Consider the following 13,514-nt stretch of genomic DNA (forward strand, 5'->3'; position numbering starts at 1 on the left):
TCAGAGAGGGCGGAGCCACTCCTGGTCGCCGAGGCCGGAGATCTCCAGCACCCGACTGACCTGCCGGGACGGGAACACGGTCAGCGCGCCCGGGAACCGCTGGGCGAGCTGGACCACCGCGTGGATGGCGGCGGAGTCGAAGAAGGTGACCGCGCGCAGGTCGAGGGTGATCTGCCGGGCCGGCTCCCGCAGCGTGGTCTGGACCATGGTGTCGGCGGTCGCCATGTCGACCTCACCGGCCACCGTCACGCGGAGGTGATCGCCGGCGAGCTCCGCACTCGCGGAGAACACGGGAGTTGCGCCCCCTAGATCCACGCAGCCACAATGGCACAGCGTGGTTGCCACGGCAACAACCGCCGGGCCGTGCCGGAGCCACCGGGGTGCCCGGAGATAGTCTGTCGTCATGACCGTCCGTGCCCCGCTCACCCCAGGCACGCTCTCCCCGTGGCGAGCGGTCCCTGGCCACATCGCCCGACCGGAATACGTGGGCAAGAAGCAACCGCAGCAGTGGCGCGGGTCGCACGTGCAGACCCCGGAGACCATCGAGAAGATGCGGGTCGCCGGCCGGTTGGCGGCCCAGGCCACCCAGCTCGCCGGCGAGCACTGCAAGCCCGGGGTGACCACCGACGAGATCGACCGGGTGGTGCACGAGTTCCTCGTCGACCACGACGCCTACCCGTCGACTCTTGGCTACAAGGGCTTCCCCAAGTCCTGCTGCACCAGCGTCAACGAGGTCATCTGCCACGGCATCCCCGACTCCACAGTGCTCGCCGACGGCGACATCGTCAACGTCGACGTCACGGCCTACCTGGGCGGGGTGCACGGCGACACCGACGCCACCTTCTGCGTGGGCGAGGTCGGCGAGGAGGCCCGGCTGCTCGTCGAACGCACCCACGAGGCGATGATGCGGGGCATCCGGGCGGTCCGCCCCGGGCGGCAGATCAACGTGATCGGCCGGGTCATCGAGTCGTACGCCAAGCGCTTCGGCTACGGGGTGGTCCGCGACTTCACCGGCCACGGCATCGGCGAGGCGTTCCACAGCGGCCTCTACGTGCCGCACTACGACAGCCCCCGGCCCACCGACATCATGGAACCGGGCATGACCTTCACCGTCGAGCCGATGATCACCCTCGGCACCTACCAGTACGACATGTGGGACGACGGCTGGACGGTCGTCACCAAGGACCGGAAGTGGACGGCCCAGTTCGAGCACACCATCGTCGTCACCGACGACGGCCACGAGATCCTGACCCTGCCGTGACCGAGACCCCGGCGGCGCTGCGGGAGGCGCACCACGCGGACGTGTCAGGCGGTTGGCTCCGGCCTGCCGTCTTCGGTGCGATGGACGGGCTGGTCACCAACATCGCCCTGATCGCCGGCGTCGGCGGCGGCGGGGTGTCGGCGCACAGCATCGTGCTCACCGGCACCGCAGGCCTGGTCGCCGGCGCGATCTCGATGGGCCTGGGCGAGTACACGAGCGTCCGCTCGGCCAACGAGCAGGTCGCCGCCGAGGTGGCCAAGGAGCGCCGGGAGCTGGAACGCCACCCGGAGGCGGAGGCCCGCGAGCTGGCCGACGCCTGGGTGGCCCGGGGCCTGCCCCGGGACCTGGCCAACCAGGTCGCCGAGGCGGTACGACGTAACCCGGAGGAAGCGCTGCGGGTGCACGTACGGGAGGAGCTGGGCGTCGACCCCGACGACCAGCCCAGCCCCTGGGCGGCGGCGGTCTCGTCGTTCCTCTGCTTCTCCGTCGGCGCGTTGATCCCGCTGCTGAGCTACCTGCTCGGCTTCACCAGCCTGGCGTTGGCGCTCGCCGTCGGCGGGGTGGGGCTCGTCGTGGCCGGGGCGGTCGTGGCCCGGTTCACCCACCGCCCGTGGTGGATCGGCGGGCTGCGTCAGCTGCTGCTCGGCGCGGCGGCGGCCGGCGCGACGTACCTGATCGGCATGTTGATCGGTATCCAGGGCGGTCTCGGCTGACGTTCCACCGGGCCTGCCGGGCTGTCGTGGTGCGTTCCGGACGCCCGGTCACGGTCGGGCGGGGCCGGTCGGGACCAGCCGGAAGATGTGGATCTCCCGGCCGCCGGACCGGCGCACGTACGTCAGGTAGGCCGGCCACTCGGTGACCAGCAGCTGCCAGAGCCGCTCCCGTTCGGCGCCGGTGGCCCGGTCGGCCCGGACGGCGAGCCGGCGACCCTTGACGGCCACCTCCGCCTGCGGCCGGGCGAGCAGGTTCAGCGCCCAGCCCGGCTGCTGCCGCTGGCCCCAGTTGGAGCCGATCACCACGAAACCGTCGCCGTCCGGCACGTACAGCAGGGGATTGCTGCGCGGCAACCCGGACCGGTGCCCGGTGGTGGTGATGATCAGCGACGGGACCAGCCCCAGGGCGACCACCCGGCCCCGGGTGAGCCGTCCGACCAGCCGGTCGACGGGCACCAGCAGACGCATGGTGGTACCGAACCACTCGCGGTGGCCGAGCCGGCGGGTGAGGGTTCCGATGACGGGCACCCGGCCAGTCTGCCCGGTCGACCCGGCATCCGCACCCACCGCTCAGTCCAACCGGCGTTCGACCGCGAGGCGGGAGCGGGTGAACAGGCCCGCGCCGAGCATCGCCACCAACGGCACCACCACCAGCACCCCGAGGGTCTGCCAGGGCACCACCACCGGGTATGGCGGCTGGACGGGCCACGCCGCGGCGTACTGGCGGTTCACCGAGGTCAGGATGATCAGTGCGGAGGCGAGGCCGGCGGCGATGCCGAGCACCGAACCCACCACGGCGATCACCCCCGCCTGGCAGAGGGAGAGCACCCGGCGTACCCGGGGACTGGCCCCCACCGCGGCGAGCGTGGAGAGGTCCCGACGACCCTCCGCCGCCGCGAGCCCGGTGGCCACCCCGGCGGCACCCACCGTGATCACGCCTGCGGCGGCGGCCAGCAGAAGCAGCAGTGCCCGCTGCTCGGAGCTCGGCGGACCACGTTCCGCCTGCGCCGACACCGGCAGCACCGGTCGCAGCGCACTGACCACCCGGTCGAGCTGTGCCGGGGTCGGCACGGTGGGGGTGTCGACGGCGTAGCCGATCGGCTGCGCGACCAGCGCGGCCCGGCCGGCGGCAGCCGGGGAGAGCACCAGTCGATCGACCGGCAGCCCGCCACGCAGCAGGTAGCCGGGGAGGGTGACGGTGGTCGACTCCGACGGTCGGGAGTCGCTGACCGAGCGGTCGACCCGGACCACCACCCGGCCATCGGCGAGGTACCGGGGATCGGTCACCACCGCGCCGCCGGCGTGCAGCACCGCGGTGGCCGCCGCGATCTCGTCCGGTGGGGCCCCGCTGACCGCCCCGAGGGCGGCGCCGTCGTCGACCAGGGTGGGCAGGTAGTAGCCGTTCATCCTCCGTACCGACTGGACACAGCGCGGGTCGGCGAGCGCCTGTCGACGTACCGCCGCCGTACGGTAGGACTCCCCGTCGTACGGGCAGATCCGTTCCGGTGGCAGCACCGGCGCCACCGAACAGTAGTCGTCCGTGCCCTCCTCGGCGCAGCCCGGCACCGCCAACGGCAGCACCGCACCGGTTCCCAACTCGGCCCGGACCCGTTCGGTGACCAGCGGCAGCGGGGGCAGCGGGCCGGTGCCGTCGCGGTCCGTCCGGATCAGCAGCACCCGGTCGGGCGGCAGGCTCGGTTGCCACTCGGCCCGGTTGCGGGCGTCGTCGCTTGCCACGTAGACGCCCAGGGCGACACTGCCGGCGACGGCGGCCATCACCGCCGAGATCGCCGGGGCGGCCGAGGAGCGGTTGCGGCTGGCGTCGCGCAGCGCGATCCGGGGTGCCGGTGGCAGTAGCCGGCCGAGCCGGGCGAGCAGCCCGATCAGTGTCGGCGTGGCGAAGACCAGCCCCAGCTCACCCAGGATCAGGCCGGTGAGGATCACCGGGGTCTCGCTGCGGCCGGCACCGAGGGCGGCGGCCAAGGTGCCCGACACGGTGAGCACCAGCCCGAGGAGCAGCCAGCGGCGGCGGTGCGGCGGCGCGGCCCGGCGACCGGCCAACCCGGCCACCACGTCCTGCCGTGCCGCGGTAAGTGCCGGGGCGAGCGCGGCCAGCACCCCGGCCAGCACCGCGACCGCCGCGATCGCGGCGAGCGCCGCCGGGAAGACCCGGTAACCGCCGCCGCGCGCGCCCAGGACGTACTCCTCGACCAACGACCGGCCGGCGAGCGCGGCGGTGACCCCGAACAGCAACCCGAGCGCCGCGCCGAGACCACCGAGGACCACCCCGTCGGCGAGCACGACCCGCCGCAGGTGGACCGGGTCGCCACCGGCCACCGCGACCAGTGCCAGGTCCCGCCGCCGGCGGCGGACCCCGACCGCGAAGGCCGGCCCGACGAGCAGGACGACCTCCAGCAGGCCCAGCCCACCGACCAGCACCGAGTTGCTCGCCACCACCGGATCGGGCAGCGGGATACCCGAGCCCGGGGCGTCGGACGACCCTCCGCCCGGCACCGGTGTCCGGGCGCTGACCGTCACGCCGTGTGCGTTGAGCCGGTCCACCAGGGCGGCGTCCAGCTCACCCGGGAGGTCGACCAGCCAGCTCTCGTCGTAACCCTGACCGACGCGGGGCAGCCCGCCCGGGGTCAGGGCGACCACCTCGCCCAGCTGGTCGGGGAACTCCACCACGCCGACCACCCGCCACCTGCCGGAACCGTCGGCCGCGGCGACCGTCCCGCCGACCCGTACGCCCAGTCGTGTGGCGGCCCGGGCGCTGACCATGACCTCGTCGGGGGCGGTGGGCACCCGGCCGGAGCGCAGCCGCACCGTCGAGCGGGGCAGCGGGTCCGTGAGGTCCAGCACCCGTCCGTCCAGCGTGATGGTCCGATCACCGATGCGGACCTCGAACGGCACCCACCAGCCGACCCGGCTGATCCGGCTGCCGGCGGGCAGTAATGCCTCGACCTCTGTCCGGCTCACCGGCCGCTCCCGGTTCACCTGCTCACCCTGCCGGGCCCAGGTCGTCTCACCCCAGCCGTCCTGGTGCAGGGGATTCTCCGCCACCCAGCGCAGCTCGACGTCGGCGGCACCGCCCCGCTGGTCGAAGCGCTCGACCCGGGTGAGGTCGGCCATGTCGTAGCTGACCGCGACGAAACTCAACGCCGACACCGGCAACGCGATCATCGCCAGTACCAGCGCGGTACGCCCCCGCGCCCGGCGGGCCTCCCGCCTGGCGATCCGCAACGCCGCCCGCCAGGAGCCGACCGCCTCGCGGAGCCGACCGGGTCGTTCCCGCCGGACCGGCCGGCTCACCGGTCGCTGCCGGAGAGCAGGTGCTCGACCCCGGTCAGCGGCGCGGTGGAGTCGACCAGGACACCGTCGCGGAGGAAGACCACCCGGTCCGCCCAGCCCGCGTGCCGGGCCTCGTGGGTCACCAGCACCCCGGCCGCGCCCGCGTCGACCCGGCGGCGCAGCAGGTGCAGCACCGCCTCCCCGGTCTGCGAGTCCAGCGCCCCGGTCGGCTCGTCGGCCAGCACCAGCCGTCGCTCGCCGACAAGTGCCCTGGCGATCGCCACCCGTTGCTGCTGCCCGCCTGACATCTGGTCGGGAAAACGCCCGCCGAGCCCGGTCAGGCCCACCTCCTCCAGGGCGGCCAGCGCCGCCCGCCGGGCCTGCCGCACCCCGACCCCGTCGAGTTCGAGCGGGAGGGAGACGTTCTCGGCGGCGGTGAGGCTGCCGAGCAGGTTCAGATCCTGGAAGACGTAGCCGATCCGGCGGCGACGCATGCGGGCCAGCCGTCGCCCGTCCAGCCCGCCGAGCGGTTCCCCCTCGACCAGCACCTCGCCCCCGGTCGGCCGGTCGAGGCCGCCGGCCAGGGTGAGCAGGGTCGACTTGCCCGAGCCCGAGGGACCCATCACGGCCACCAGTTCCCCCGGCCGGACGGTGAGGCTCACCCCGCGCAGCGCGTGCACCGTGGCCTCGCCACTGCCGTGGGTCCGGTGGACGTCGCGCAGTTCGAGTATCGCGGAGTCCCGGTCGGTCACCGGCTTGCCTCCTGGTCGGTCCGGTCCACCACCTCCGGCGGTGACCCGCTGCGGGCGGTCGGCGGGGTGGGCCGGTACCGGACCAGACTCGTCTCGCAGTGGTCGAGCCAGCGGACCTCCGCCTCGGCCTGGAACATCATCGCGTCCAGCACCAGCCGCCAGGGCAGGTCCTCCGGCCGGTCGCTGGCGTACTTCAGCCGGGTCAACTCCTGGAGGGTACGCATGGTGGCGCTGCGCTGGGTCTGCACCACGGCCCGGACGTCCACGCCGGGGGTGGTCAGTGCGAGAGCCAGCTTGATGGAGAGTTCGTCGCGGGGTCGGTCGGTGCGGCTGATCGGGGTGACGAACCACAGCGCCAGGTCCGCCCGTCCGGCATCGGTGATCTCGTACGGCCGCTGGCCGCCCTCGTGCTCGGGCAGCGAGCGGACCAGGCCGTCGCGTTCCAGCCGGTTGAGGGTGGTGTAGACCTGCCCGATGTTCAGCGGCCAGGTCGAGCCGGTCGACTCCTCGAACGCGGCCCGGAGTTGGTAGCCGTACATCTGGCCGCGCTCGAGCAGGGCGAGCAGGCCGTGACGGATGGACATGGCAACGGAGTATGCATACCCCGTATGCGGACCGCAACCGCTGCACGTGCGGAACCGCCCTGGAGACCCGCTGAATCGGTCGAATATGCCGGAAAACCCCCGGCCGGGCGGCGGTGATCTGTCTCTCCGGGAAACCGGTGTCGACGCCGGCCCGGCACGTCGGCCGGTCGGTGCGGTCGCCCGGCGGCCGGTTCGGTCAGGTGGGTCGGTCAGGTGGTCAGGTGGGGCGGCCGGGGAACGGGACGGTCAGCGGGGCGATCCCGGCGCTGCGCCGCCAGCGGGTGGCCCGTACCGCGCAGTCGGTAAGCGCGTTGAGCGCCCGGGTGCGGTCCGCGCCGGTGGTGACCGGCAACGCCGCCCGCCAGAACGCCGCGGTGCGCTCCTCCACCTGCACCGCCAGCCGCAGCGCGCTGGCCCGGTCGGTGACCGGGAACGGAAGCGCATAACCGGCCTGGTCGGCGGGGACCGCACCACCGGCGGCACTGAGCTGGAGCACCAGCGCGTCGCGTCGGGCCCGGTGGGCCGCCTCGGCGGTGCGGGCCGCCCGCCGGTCGGCGTCGGTGAGGCGTACCCCGATCGGGCCGTAGGCGTAGATCGCGGCGTACTCGGCGGCCAGCGCGTCGGCGAGCGCGTCGCCGGGGGCGGACGGGGCGGTACGGCGGTTCACTTGAGCGCCTCCAGGTGGGTGGCCCGGGCGGCGGCGATCGAACCGAGCACGGCGACCCGGTCGGCCGGCGCGTCGGCGCAGGCCCTGGCCGCGTTGTCCCGGCCGCTCTGCTCGGCGGCCCGCAGTTCGGTCAGGAGGGTGTTCCGCGCGCCGTCGCCGGTGGTCGGGCCCGGTGACGCCGGGCCGGTGGGTTCGGGGCGGCCGATCAGCCGGCGCAGCTCGTCGGCGTGCGCGGCGTGCGCGTCGGCGATCGGGGTGAGCCGGTCGGCCAGCCCCGGGTCGGCGGCGATCGCGGCCCGGTGCCGGGCGGCCAGCGCCCGGGACTCGCCGGCGAGGGGCTCCAGCGGGTCGGGCGGTGGGGCGGGCTCGTCGCGGTCGAGGAGACCACAGCCGGTCAGCGGTACGGCGGCGACGCCGACCGTCAGGAGCGCGCCGGCGCGCAGCACTGTGCGCCGGGATCGTCCCGTTCCGTCGGGGTGCGTTGTCGTTCTGCCCGTGGCCACCGGACAAGTCAACACCATCCGTGTGGGCCGGCGGGCGACCGCCGTCGGTGCGCCGCCGGGACCGTCGTCCCGACGGCGCGTTACGCTCTGCGCAACCACCGGCGCTGCCGCCCCGGTGGCGTCCCGGCGTGCCGGTCCGACGACCGCCGCCGCTCAGGAGAAGGGTGCCCAGATGACGCAGCGTGGTCGTGCTACCAGGCCGACGGCGCCGGCGGGACGATCCCGTCGCACCGACGGCCCCCGGGGCGGGGACCGCGCGGGCGCATCCCGGGGCGACCTGGCCGCCCGCCGCACCAGGCTGCGCGACGTGATCGGGCCGGTGATCACCGAGGCGGGCTACGACCTGGAGGACGTCTCCGTCTCCCGGGCCGGCCGCCGGCACGTGGTGCGGGTGATCGTGGACGCCGACGGCGGAATCAACCTGGACGCCGTCGCGGACGTCTCCCGGGTGATCTCGGCGGCGCTGGACGCGGCCGAGGAGTCCGGCGGGGACATCGTGGCGGGGGAGTACCAACTGGAGGTCAGCTCCCCGGGGGTCGACCGCCCGTTGACGCTGCCCCGGCACTGGCGACGCAACGCCGGCCGGCTGGTCAAGGTGACCGTCCGGGCCGAGCGGCCCGAGGGGGAGCCCGCCGTGGACCGTCAGGTCACCGGCCGGGTGGTGACGGCCGACGACGAGCGGGTGGTGCTGGAGACCGGGTCCGGCCCGGTGGAACACCGCTACGCCGAACTCGGTCCCGGCCGGGTGCAGGTCGAGTTCCACCGCCTGGACGAGATCGACGAGGCGGACGAGTCCGGCGCGGACGACGAGTCCGGCGACGACACCGACGACGAAGATGACGACGACGAAGATGTGGAGGACGAGGAGAGGTGAACATCGACCTCGCGGCGCTGCGCGCACTGGAGCGCGAGCGGGAGATCCCGTTCGACACGATCCTCGCGGCGATCGAGACCGCGTTGCTGACCGCCTACCGGCACACCGAAGGTGCCGAGTCACACGCCCGGGTGGAGATCGACCGTAGGAACGGGGCCGCCCAGGTCTACGCCCAGGAGCTGGACGACGACGGCAGTGTGGTGCGGGAGTGGGACGACACCCCGCACGACTTCGGCCGGATCGCGGCGATGACCGCCAAGCAGGTGATCCTCCAGCGGCTGCGGGAGGCCACCGACGAGGTGCACTTCGGCGAGTACGTCGGCCGCGACGGCGACCTGGTGACCGGCGTGGTCCAGGCGCACGAGGCCCGCAGCGAGAAGGGCATCGTCAGCGTCGACCTCGGCAAGCTGGAGGGCGTGCTGCCGCAGTCCGAGCAGGTGCCCGGCGAGCGTTACACCCACGGTGAGCGGATCCGCTGCGTGGTGGTGCACGTGACCAAGGGGATGCGCGGTCCGCAGATCACCCTGTCCCGGTCCCACCCGGCGCTGGTGAAGAAGCTCTTCGCGCTCGAGGTGCCGGAGATCGCCGACGGCACGGTCGAGATCGGGGCGATCGCGCGTGAGGCAGGTCACCGCACCAAGATCGCCGTACGCTCCGCCGTCCAGGGCGTGAACGCCAAGGGCGCCTGCATCGGTCCGATGGGTCAGCGGGTCCGCGCGGTGATGAGCGAGCTGCACGGCGAGAAGATCGACATCATCGACTGGTCGGACGACCCGGCGACCTTCGTCGGCAACGCGCTGTCGCCGGCCAAGGCGCTCCGGGTCGAGGTGGTCGACCTGGCCACCCGGACGGCCCGGGTCACCGTTCCGGATTTCCAGCTCTCCCTCGCCATCGGGCGGGAGGGGCAGAATGCCCGGCTTGCCGCGCGATTGACCGGTTGGCGGATCGACATCCGCTCCGATGCGGAGCAGGCCGGCACCGGCGGTCGGGGCGGGGTCCCGGAGCCGGGCGGAGCGATCTCGGGCGGCTAGGGGTAGACTTCTTCCAGTGGTACGACGCGTGCAACCGGAGCGCACCTGTGTGGGTTGCCGGAAACGCGCGCCGGCCAGCGAATTGCTGCGGATCGTCGCGGTCGGTGACGAGGATGGTCACAGTCTCCGGCCTGATCCGAGCCGCAGTCTGCCGGGTCGGGGAGCGAACCTGCACCCGGATCCGGCCTGCTTCGCGCTGGCGGTGCGGCGTCGCGCCTTCGGGCGGGCGCTGCGGCTCACCGGGGTCCCTGACCACGGTGCCGTCGCGGAGCACGTCGATGCGCCAACCACTACGCCCGGTCAACCCGACCGGGCGAGGGTCGCTAGCAAGGTAGGACGACCGACATGAGCACACGATGAAGTCCCTGAAATGACCAGGCTTCAAGTGCAGGAGTGAGGTCGCTGCGGGTGCTGCCCGCACGACCTCGGAGTGAGGAGTGCAGTGGCAGGTAAGGCCCGCGTACACGAGCTTGCCAAGGAGCTCGGGGTCGAGAGTAAGACAGTGCTCGCCAAGCTGAAGGAAATGGGCGAGTTCGTGAAGTCCGCGTCCAGCACCGTCGAGGCGCCTGTCGCCCGACGGCTGCGTGGCGCATTCGTGGCGTCCGCCGGTGGTTCGTCGGCACCGACCGCTCCGGCGGCGGCCCCGAGCCCGGCACCGACCCCGACGCCGTCCCCGACCCCGGGTGCCCCCCGGGTCTCGGCCCGGCCGATGCCGCCCCGGCGGCCGACCGCGCCGACCCCCGGACCGAAGCCCAAGGGCCCGGTCCCTGGCCCGCCGCAGCCGGTGACCCCGGTCGCCAAGCCGGCGAGCGCACATGACATCGAGGTGGCGGCCGCCGAAGCGCGCGCCGCCGCGCTGAAGGCCGAGCAGGAGGCGGCGGTCAAGGCCGCCCAGGCCGCTCGGCAGCAGCAGCGGGACAACGTCCGACGGGAGCCCCCGACCGAGGGTGGTCCCCGTCCGGGTCCGGGTCCGCGTCCTGGTCCGAACGCCGTGCCGCCGCGTCCGGGTACCCCGGCCGCCGGTCGTCCCGGTGGTGCCCCGGCGGGTCCGGGTGCCCGGCCCGGTGGTCGTCCGCCGGCGCGCGGCGCCGGTAACAACCCGTTCGGCATCCAGGGCGGTCAGCCCCAGCGGCCCCCGGCCGCCGGTGCGGGCGGTCCCCGGCCGAGTGGTCCGGCCGGCATGCCGCCGCGTCCGAGCCCGGCCTCCATGCCGCCGCGTCCGAGCCCGGCCTCCATGCCGAGCCAGCGGCCCACCACGGGTCGCCCCGGCGGCCCCGGTGGCGGTCGTGGTGGCCCCGGTGGCGGCGCTGGTCGTCCCGGTGGCGGTGGCGGTGGCTTCCGCCCCGGTGGCGGCGGTGGCGCCGGCGGTGGTGGTGGTTACCGTGGTGGTCCCGGTGGCGGCGGTGGCGCCGGCGGCGGTGGCTACCGTGGTGGCCCCGGTGGCGGCGGTGGCGCTCCCGGTGGCGGTTTCCGTCCGGGTGCCCCGGCCGGTGGCGGTGGTCGTCCCGGTGGCGGCGGCCGTGGCCGTGGCGGTGGCGCCGCGGGTGCCTTCGGGCGTCCGGGTGGCCGACCGACCCGTGGTCGCAAGTCCAAGAAGCAGCGCAGACAGGAGTTCGACAACCTGTCGGCTCCGACCATGAGCTCGGGTGCTCCCCGGGGTCAGGGTCAGGTCGTCAGGCTCTCCCGCGGCGCTTCGCTGTCGGACTTCGCCGACAAGATCAACGCCAACCCGGGTTCGCTGGTCCAGGAGATGTTCAACCTGGGCGAGATGGTCACCGCGACCCAGTCCTGCTCCGACGAGACCCTGCTGCTGCTGGGTGAGCACCTCGGCTTCGACGTGCAGATCGTCAGCCCGGAGGACGAGGACCGTGAGCTGCTCGCGCAGTTCAACATCGACCTCGACGCCGAGGTCGCGGCGGACCGCCTGGTCAGCCGTGCGCCGGTGGTGACCGTCATGGGTCACGTCGACCACGGTAAGACCAAGCTGCTCGACGCGATCCGCAAGGCGAACGTCGTGGCCGGCGAGGCGGGTGGCATCACCCAGCACATCGGCGCGTACCAGGTCCACGTCCCGCACGAGGGCGAGGACCGCGCGGTCACCTTCATCGACACCCCGGGTCACGAGGCGTTCACCGCCATGCGTGCCCGTGGTGCCCAGGTCACCGACGTCGTGGTGCTGGTGGTGGCGGCCGACGACGGTGTCATGCCGCAGACCATCGAGGCGCTCAACCACGCCAAGGCGGCCGACGTCCCGATCGTGGTGGCGGTCAACAAGGTCGACAAGCCGGATGCCAACCCGGACAAGGTCCGCCAGCAGCTGACCGAGTACGGCCTGGTCGCCGAGGAGTACGGCGGCGACACCATGTTCGTCAACGTGGCGGCCAAGCCCGGCATCGGCATCGACGAGCTGCTGGACGCGGTCCTGCTGACCGCCGACGCGTCGCTGGAACTGACGGCGGCGATCGACGGACCGGCGCAGGGTGTGGCCATCGAGGCGCACCTGGACAAGGGTCGCGGTGCGGTGGCCACGGTGCTGGTGCAGAAGGGCACCCTGCGTGCCGGTGACTCGATCGTCGCCGGTGGGGCCCACGGCCGGGTCCGCGCCATGCTCGACGAGAACGGCAACCAGGTCACCGAGGCAGGTCCGGCCCGTCCGGTGCTGGTTCTCGGTCTGACCGCGGTGCCGGGCGCGGGTGACACCTTCCTCGCCGCGGCGGACGACCGCACGGTGCGGCAGATCGCCGAGCAGCGGCAGGCACGGCGGCGGGCGGCGTCCTTCGCCAACTCCCGTGGCCGGGCCACCCTCGAGACGCTCATGGAGCAGCTCAAGGAGGGCGAGAAGACCTCGCTCAACCTGGTGCTCAAGGGCGACGTCTCCGGTTCCGTGGAGGCCCTCGAGGACGCGCTGTTCAACCTCGACATCCCGGAAGAGGTCCAGCTCAGGATCATCCACCGGGGCGTGGGCGCGATCACCGAGAGCGACGTCATGCTCGCGAGCGCCTCGTCCGAGGCGGTCACGATCATCGGCTTCAACGTGCGGGCCGCCAACAAGGTCCGCGAGATCGCCGACCGCGAGGGCGTGGAGATCCGGTACTACACGGTCATCTACCAGGCCATCGAGGAGATCGACGCCGCGCTCAAGGGGCTGCTCAAGCCGGAGTACGAGGAGGTCGAGCTGGGCAGTGCGGAGATCCGCGACGTCTTCCGCTCGTCCAAGATCGGCAACATCTCCGGTTGTATCGTCCGGTCCGGCATCATCCGCCGCAACGCCAAGGCGCGGCTGCTGCGGGACGGGGCGGTCGTGGCGGACAATCTCACGATCAGTTCGCTCAAGCGGTTCAAGGACGACGCGACGGAGGTCCGCGAGGGCTTCGAGTGTGGTCTGACGCTGGCCGGTTTCAACAACGTCCAGGTCGGCGACACCATCGAAACCTTCGAGATGCGGGAGAAGCCGCGCGCCTGATCCGAGGCTGACACAGTGCTCAAGGGGTTTACGCCTTCCGGCGTAAACCCCTTGAGCATGTCCGGGGTGGTTCCGTAACGTCCGGGGCGATGTATACCGGAACCGCACTCTTCGACCTGCTCCTGCCGGGCGACTCCCGATCGCTCAAGGCAAAGAGATCGTATGTCCGGCCGATCGTGGCGGCACTACGCCGCTTCGAGGTGTCGGCCGCCGAGGTGGGCGCGCTCGACCTGCACGGTCGGGCCGAGATCGGGGTGGCCGTGGTGGCCGCTGAGGCGGCTCACGTCCGCGATGTGCTCGACTCCTGCGAACGACTGGTCGCCGACCGCCCCGAAGTCGACCTCCTCTCCGTCCGCCGCCACCTCCACACCCCCG

At 73.2% G+C, this 13,514-nt stretch carries 14 protein-coding genes; 7 read left to right on the forward strand and 7 right to left on the reverse strand.

Translation table 11 applies throughout. The features are described from left to right. Window positions 1-249, reverse strand: a complete 249-nt coding sequence (locus AC0AIB_RS23770) for an STAS domain-containing protein (RefSeq protein ID WP_328339009.1) — start codon at window positions 247-249, stop codon at window positions 1-3. Window positions 250-403: 154 nt separating this feature from the next. Between AC0AIB_RS23770 and map the strand changes: the two genes are divergently transcribed. Next, complete coding sequence (gene map / locus AC0AIB_RS23775; RefSeq protein WP_328339007.1) at window positions 404-1,261, forward strand: type I methionyl aminopeptidase; 858 nt, start codon at window positions 404-406, stop codon at window positions 1,259-1,261. Continuing rightward, entirely contained in the window at window positions 1,258-1,974 is a 717-nt protein-coding gene (locus tag AC0AIB_RS23780; RefSeq protein WP_328339005.1) for a VIT1/CCC1 transporter family protein, read from the forward strand. Before map ends, AC0AIB_RS23780 begins: the two co-directional genes overlap by 4 nt. A 48-nt stretch (window positions 1,975-2,022) precedes the next feature. Here AC0AIB_RS23780 and AC0AIB_RS23785 read toward each other — a convergent pair whose 3' ends face one another. The 6 genes from AC0AIB_RS23785 to AC0AIB_RS23810 all read right to left on the reverse strand — a co-directional run bounded on the left by AC0AIB_RS23785 (window position 2,023) and on the right by AC0AIB_RS23810 (window position 7,771). Further along, on the reverse strand, window positions 2,023-2,502 hold the full coding sequence (locus AC0AIB_RS23785) for a nitroreductase/quinone reductase family protein (RefSeq protein ID WP_328339003.1): 480 nt from the start codon (window positions 2,500-2,502) through the stop codon (window positions 2,023-2,025). Window positions 2,503-2,544: 42 nt separating this feature from the next. Then, window positions 2,545-5,286, reverse strand: coding sequence for an FtsX-like permease family protein (locus AC0AIB_RS23790; RefSeq protein ID WP_465097512.1), 2,742 nt, complete (start codon window positions 5,284-5,286; stop codon window positions 2,545-2,547). After that, a complete protein-coding gene (locus AC0AIB_RS23795) occupies window positions 5,283-6,017 on the reverse strand; it encodes an ABC transporter ATP-binding protein (RefSeq protein ID WP_328338999.1) in 735 nt (244 codons plus the stop codon). Before AC0AIB_RS23795 ends, AC0AIB_RS23790 begins: the two co-directional genes overlap by 4 nt. After that, window positions 6,014-6,601 carry a PadR family transcriptional regulator gene (locus AC0AIB_RS23800; protein ID WP_328338997.1) on the reverse strand — a complete coding sequence of 196 codons (588 nt, stop codon included), beginning with the start codon at window positions 6,599-6,601 and terminating at the stop codon, window positions 6,014-6,016. Before AC0AIB_RS23800 ends, AC0AIB_RS23795 begins: the two co-directional genes overlap by 4 nt. A gap of 217 nt (window positions 6,602-6,818) precedes the next feature. After that, entirely contained in the window at window positions 6,819-7,268 is a 450-nt protein-coding gene (locus tag AC0AIB_RS23805) for a ferritin-like domain-containing protein (protein WP_328338995.1), read from the reverse strand. After that, window positions 7,265-7,771 (reverse strand): hypothetical protein, encoded by a 507-nt coding sequence (locus AC0AIB_RS23810; protein WP_465097513.1) that lies wholly within the window; start codon window positions 7,769-7,771, stop codon window positions 7,265-7,267. Before AC0AIB_RS23810 ends, AC0AIB_RS23805 begins: the two co-directional genes overlap by 4 nt. A 172-nt stretch (window positions 7,772-7,943) precedes the next feature. On the opposite strand from AC0AIB_RS23810, the gene rimP reads away from it, so the two are divergent. From rimP to AC0AIB_RS23835, 5 genes are all read left to right on the forward strand, one after another. Then, complete coding sequence (gene rimP, locus AC0AIB_RS23815) at window positions 7,944-8,645, forward strand: ribosome maturation factor RimP (RefSeq protein WP_328338991.1); 702 nt, start codon at window positions 7,944-7,946, stop codon at window positions 8,643-8,645. Beyond that, a complete protein-coding gene (gene nusA, locus AC0AIB_RS23820; protein ID WP_328338989.1) occupies window positions 8,642-9,676 on the forward strand; it encodes a transcription termination factor NusA in 1,035 nt (344 codons plus the stop codon). The genes rimP and nusA overlap by 4 nt, the downstream gene beginning before the upstream one ends. Window positions 9,677-9,692: 16 nt before the next feature. Next, window positions 9,693-10,025: a YlxR family protein gene (locus tag AC0AIB_RS23825; protein ID WP_328338987.1), complete on the forward strand. Its 333-nt coding sequence runs from the start codon at window positions 9,693-9,695 to the stop codon at window positions 10,023-10,025. Between the two features lie 93 nt (window positions 10,026-10,118). Beyond that, window positions 10,119-13,139, forward strand: coding sequence for a translation initiation factor IF-2 (gene infB, locus AC0AIB_RS23830; RefSeq protein WP_465097514.1), 3,021 nt, complete (start codon window positions 10,119-10,121; stop codon window positions 13,137-13,139). Window positions 13,140-13,228: 89 nt separating this feature from the next. Continuing rightward, window positions 13,229-13,514, forward strand: a 286-nt coding sequence (locus AC0AIB_RS23835; RefSeq protein ID WP_465097515.1) for a DUF503 domain-containing protein, incomplete at its 3' end; no start/stop codon positions are given.

This window comes from Micromonospora sp. DSM 43699 (genome assembly GCF_055517075.1).

Excerpts from the sequence above, each read along its gene's own strand:
- map (WP_328339007.1), top strand. The coding sequence starts at position 404 with ATGACCGTCCGTGCCCCGCTCACCCCAGGCACGCTCTCCCCGTGGCGA.
- AC0AIB_RS23800 (WP_328338997.1), bottom strand. The coding sequence starts at position 6,601 with ATGTCCATCCGTCACGGCCTGCTCGCCCTGCTCGAGCGCGGCCAGATG.
- rimP (WP_328338991.1), top strand. The coding sequence starts at position 7,944 with ATGACGCAGCGTGGTCGTGCTACCAGGCCGACGGCGCCGGCGGGACGA.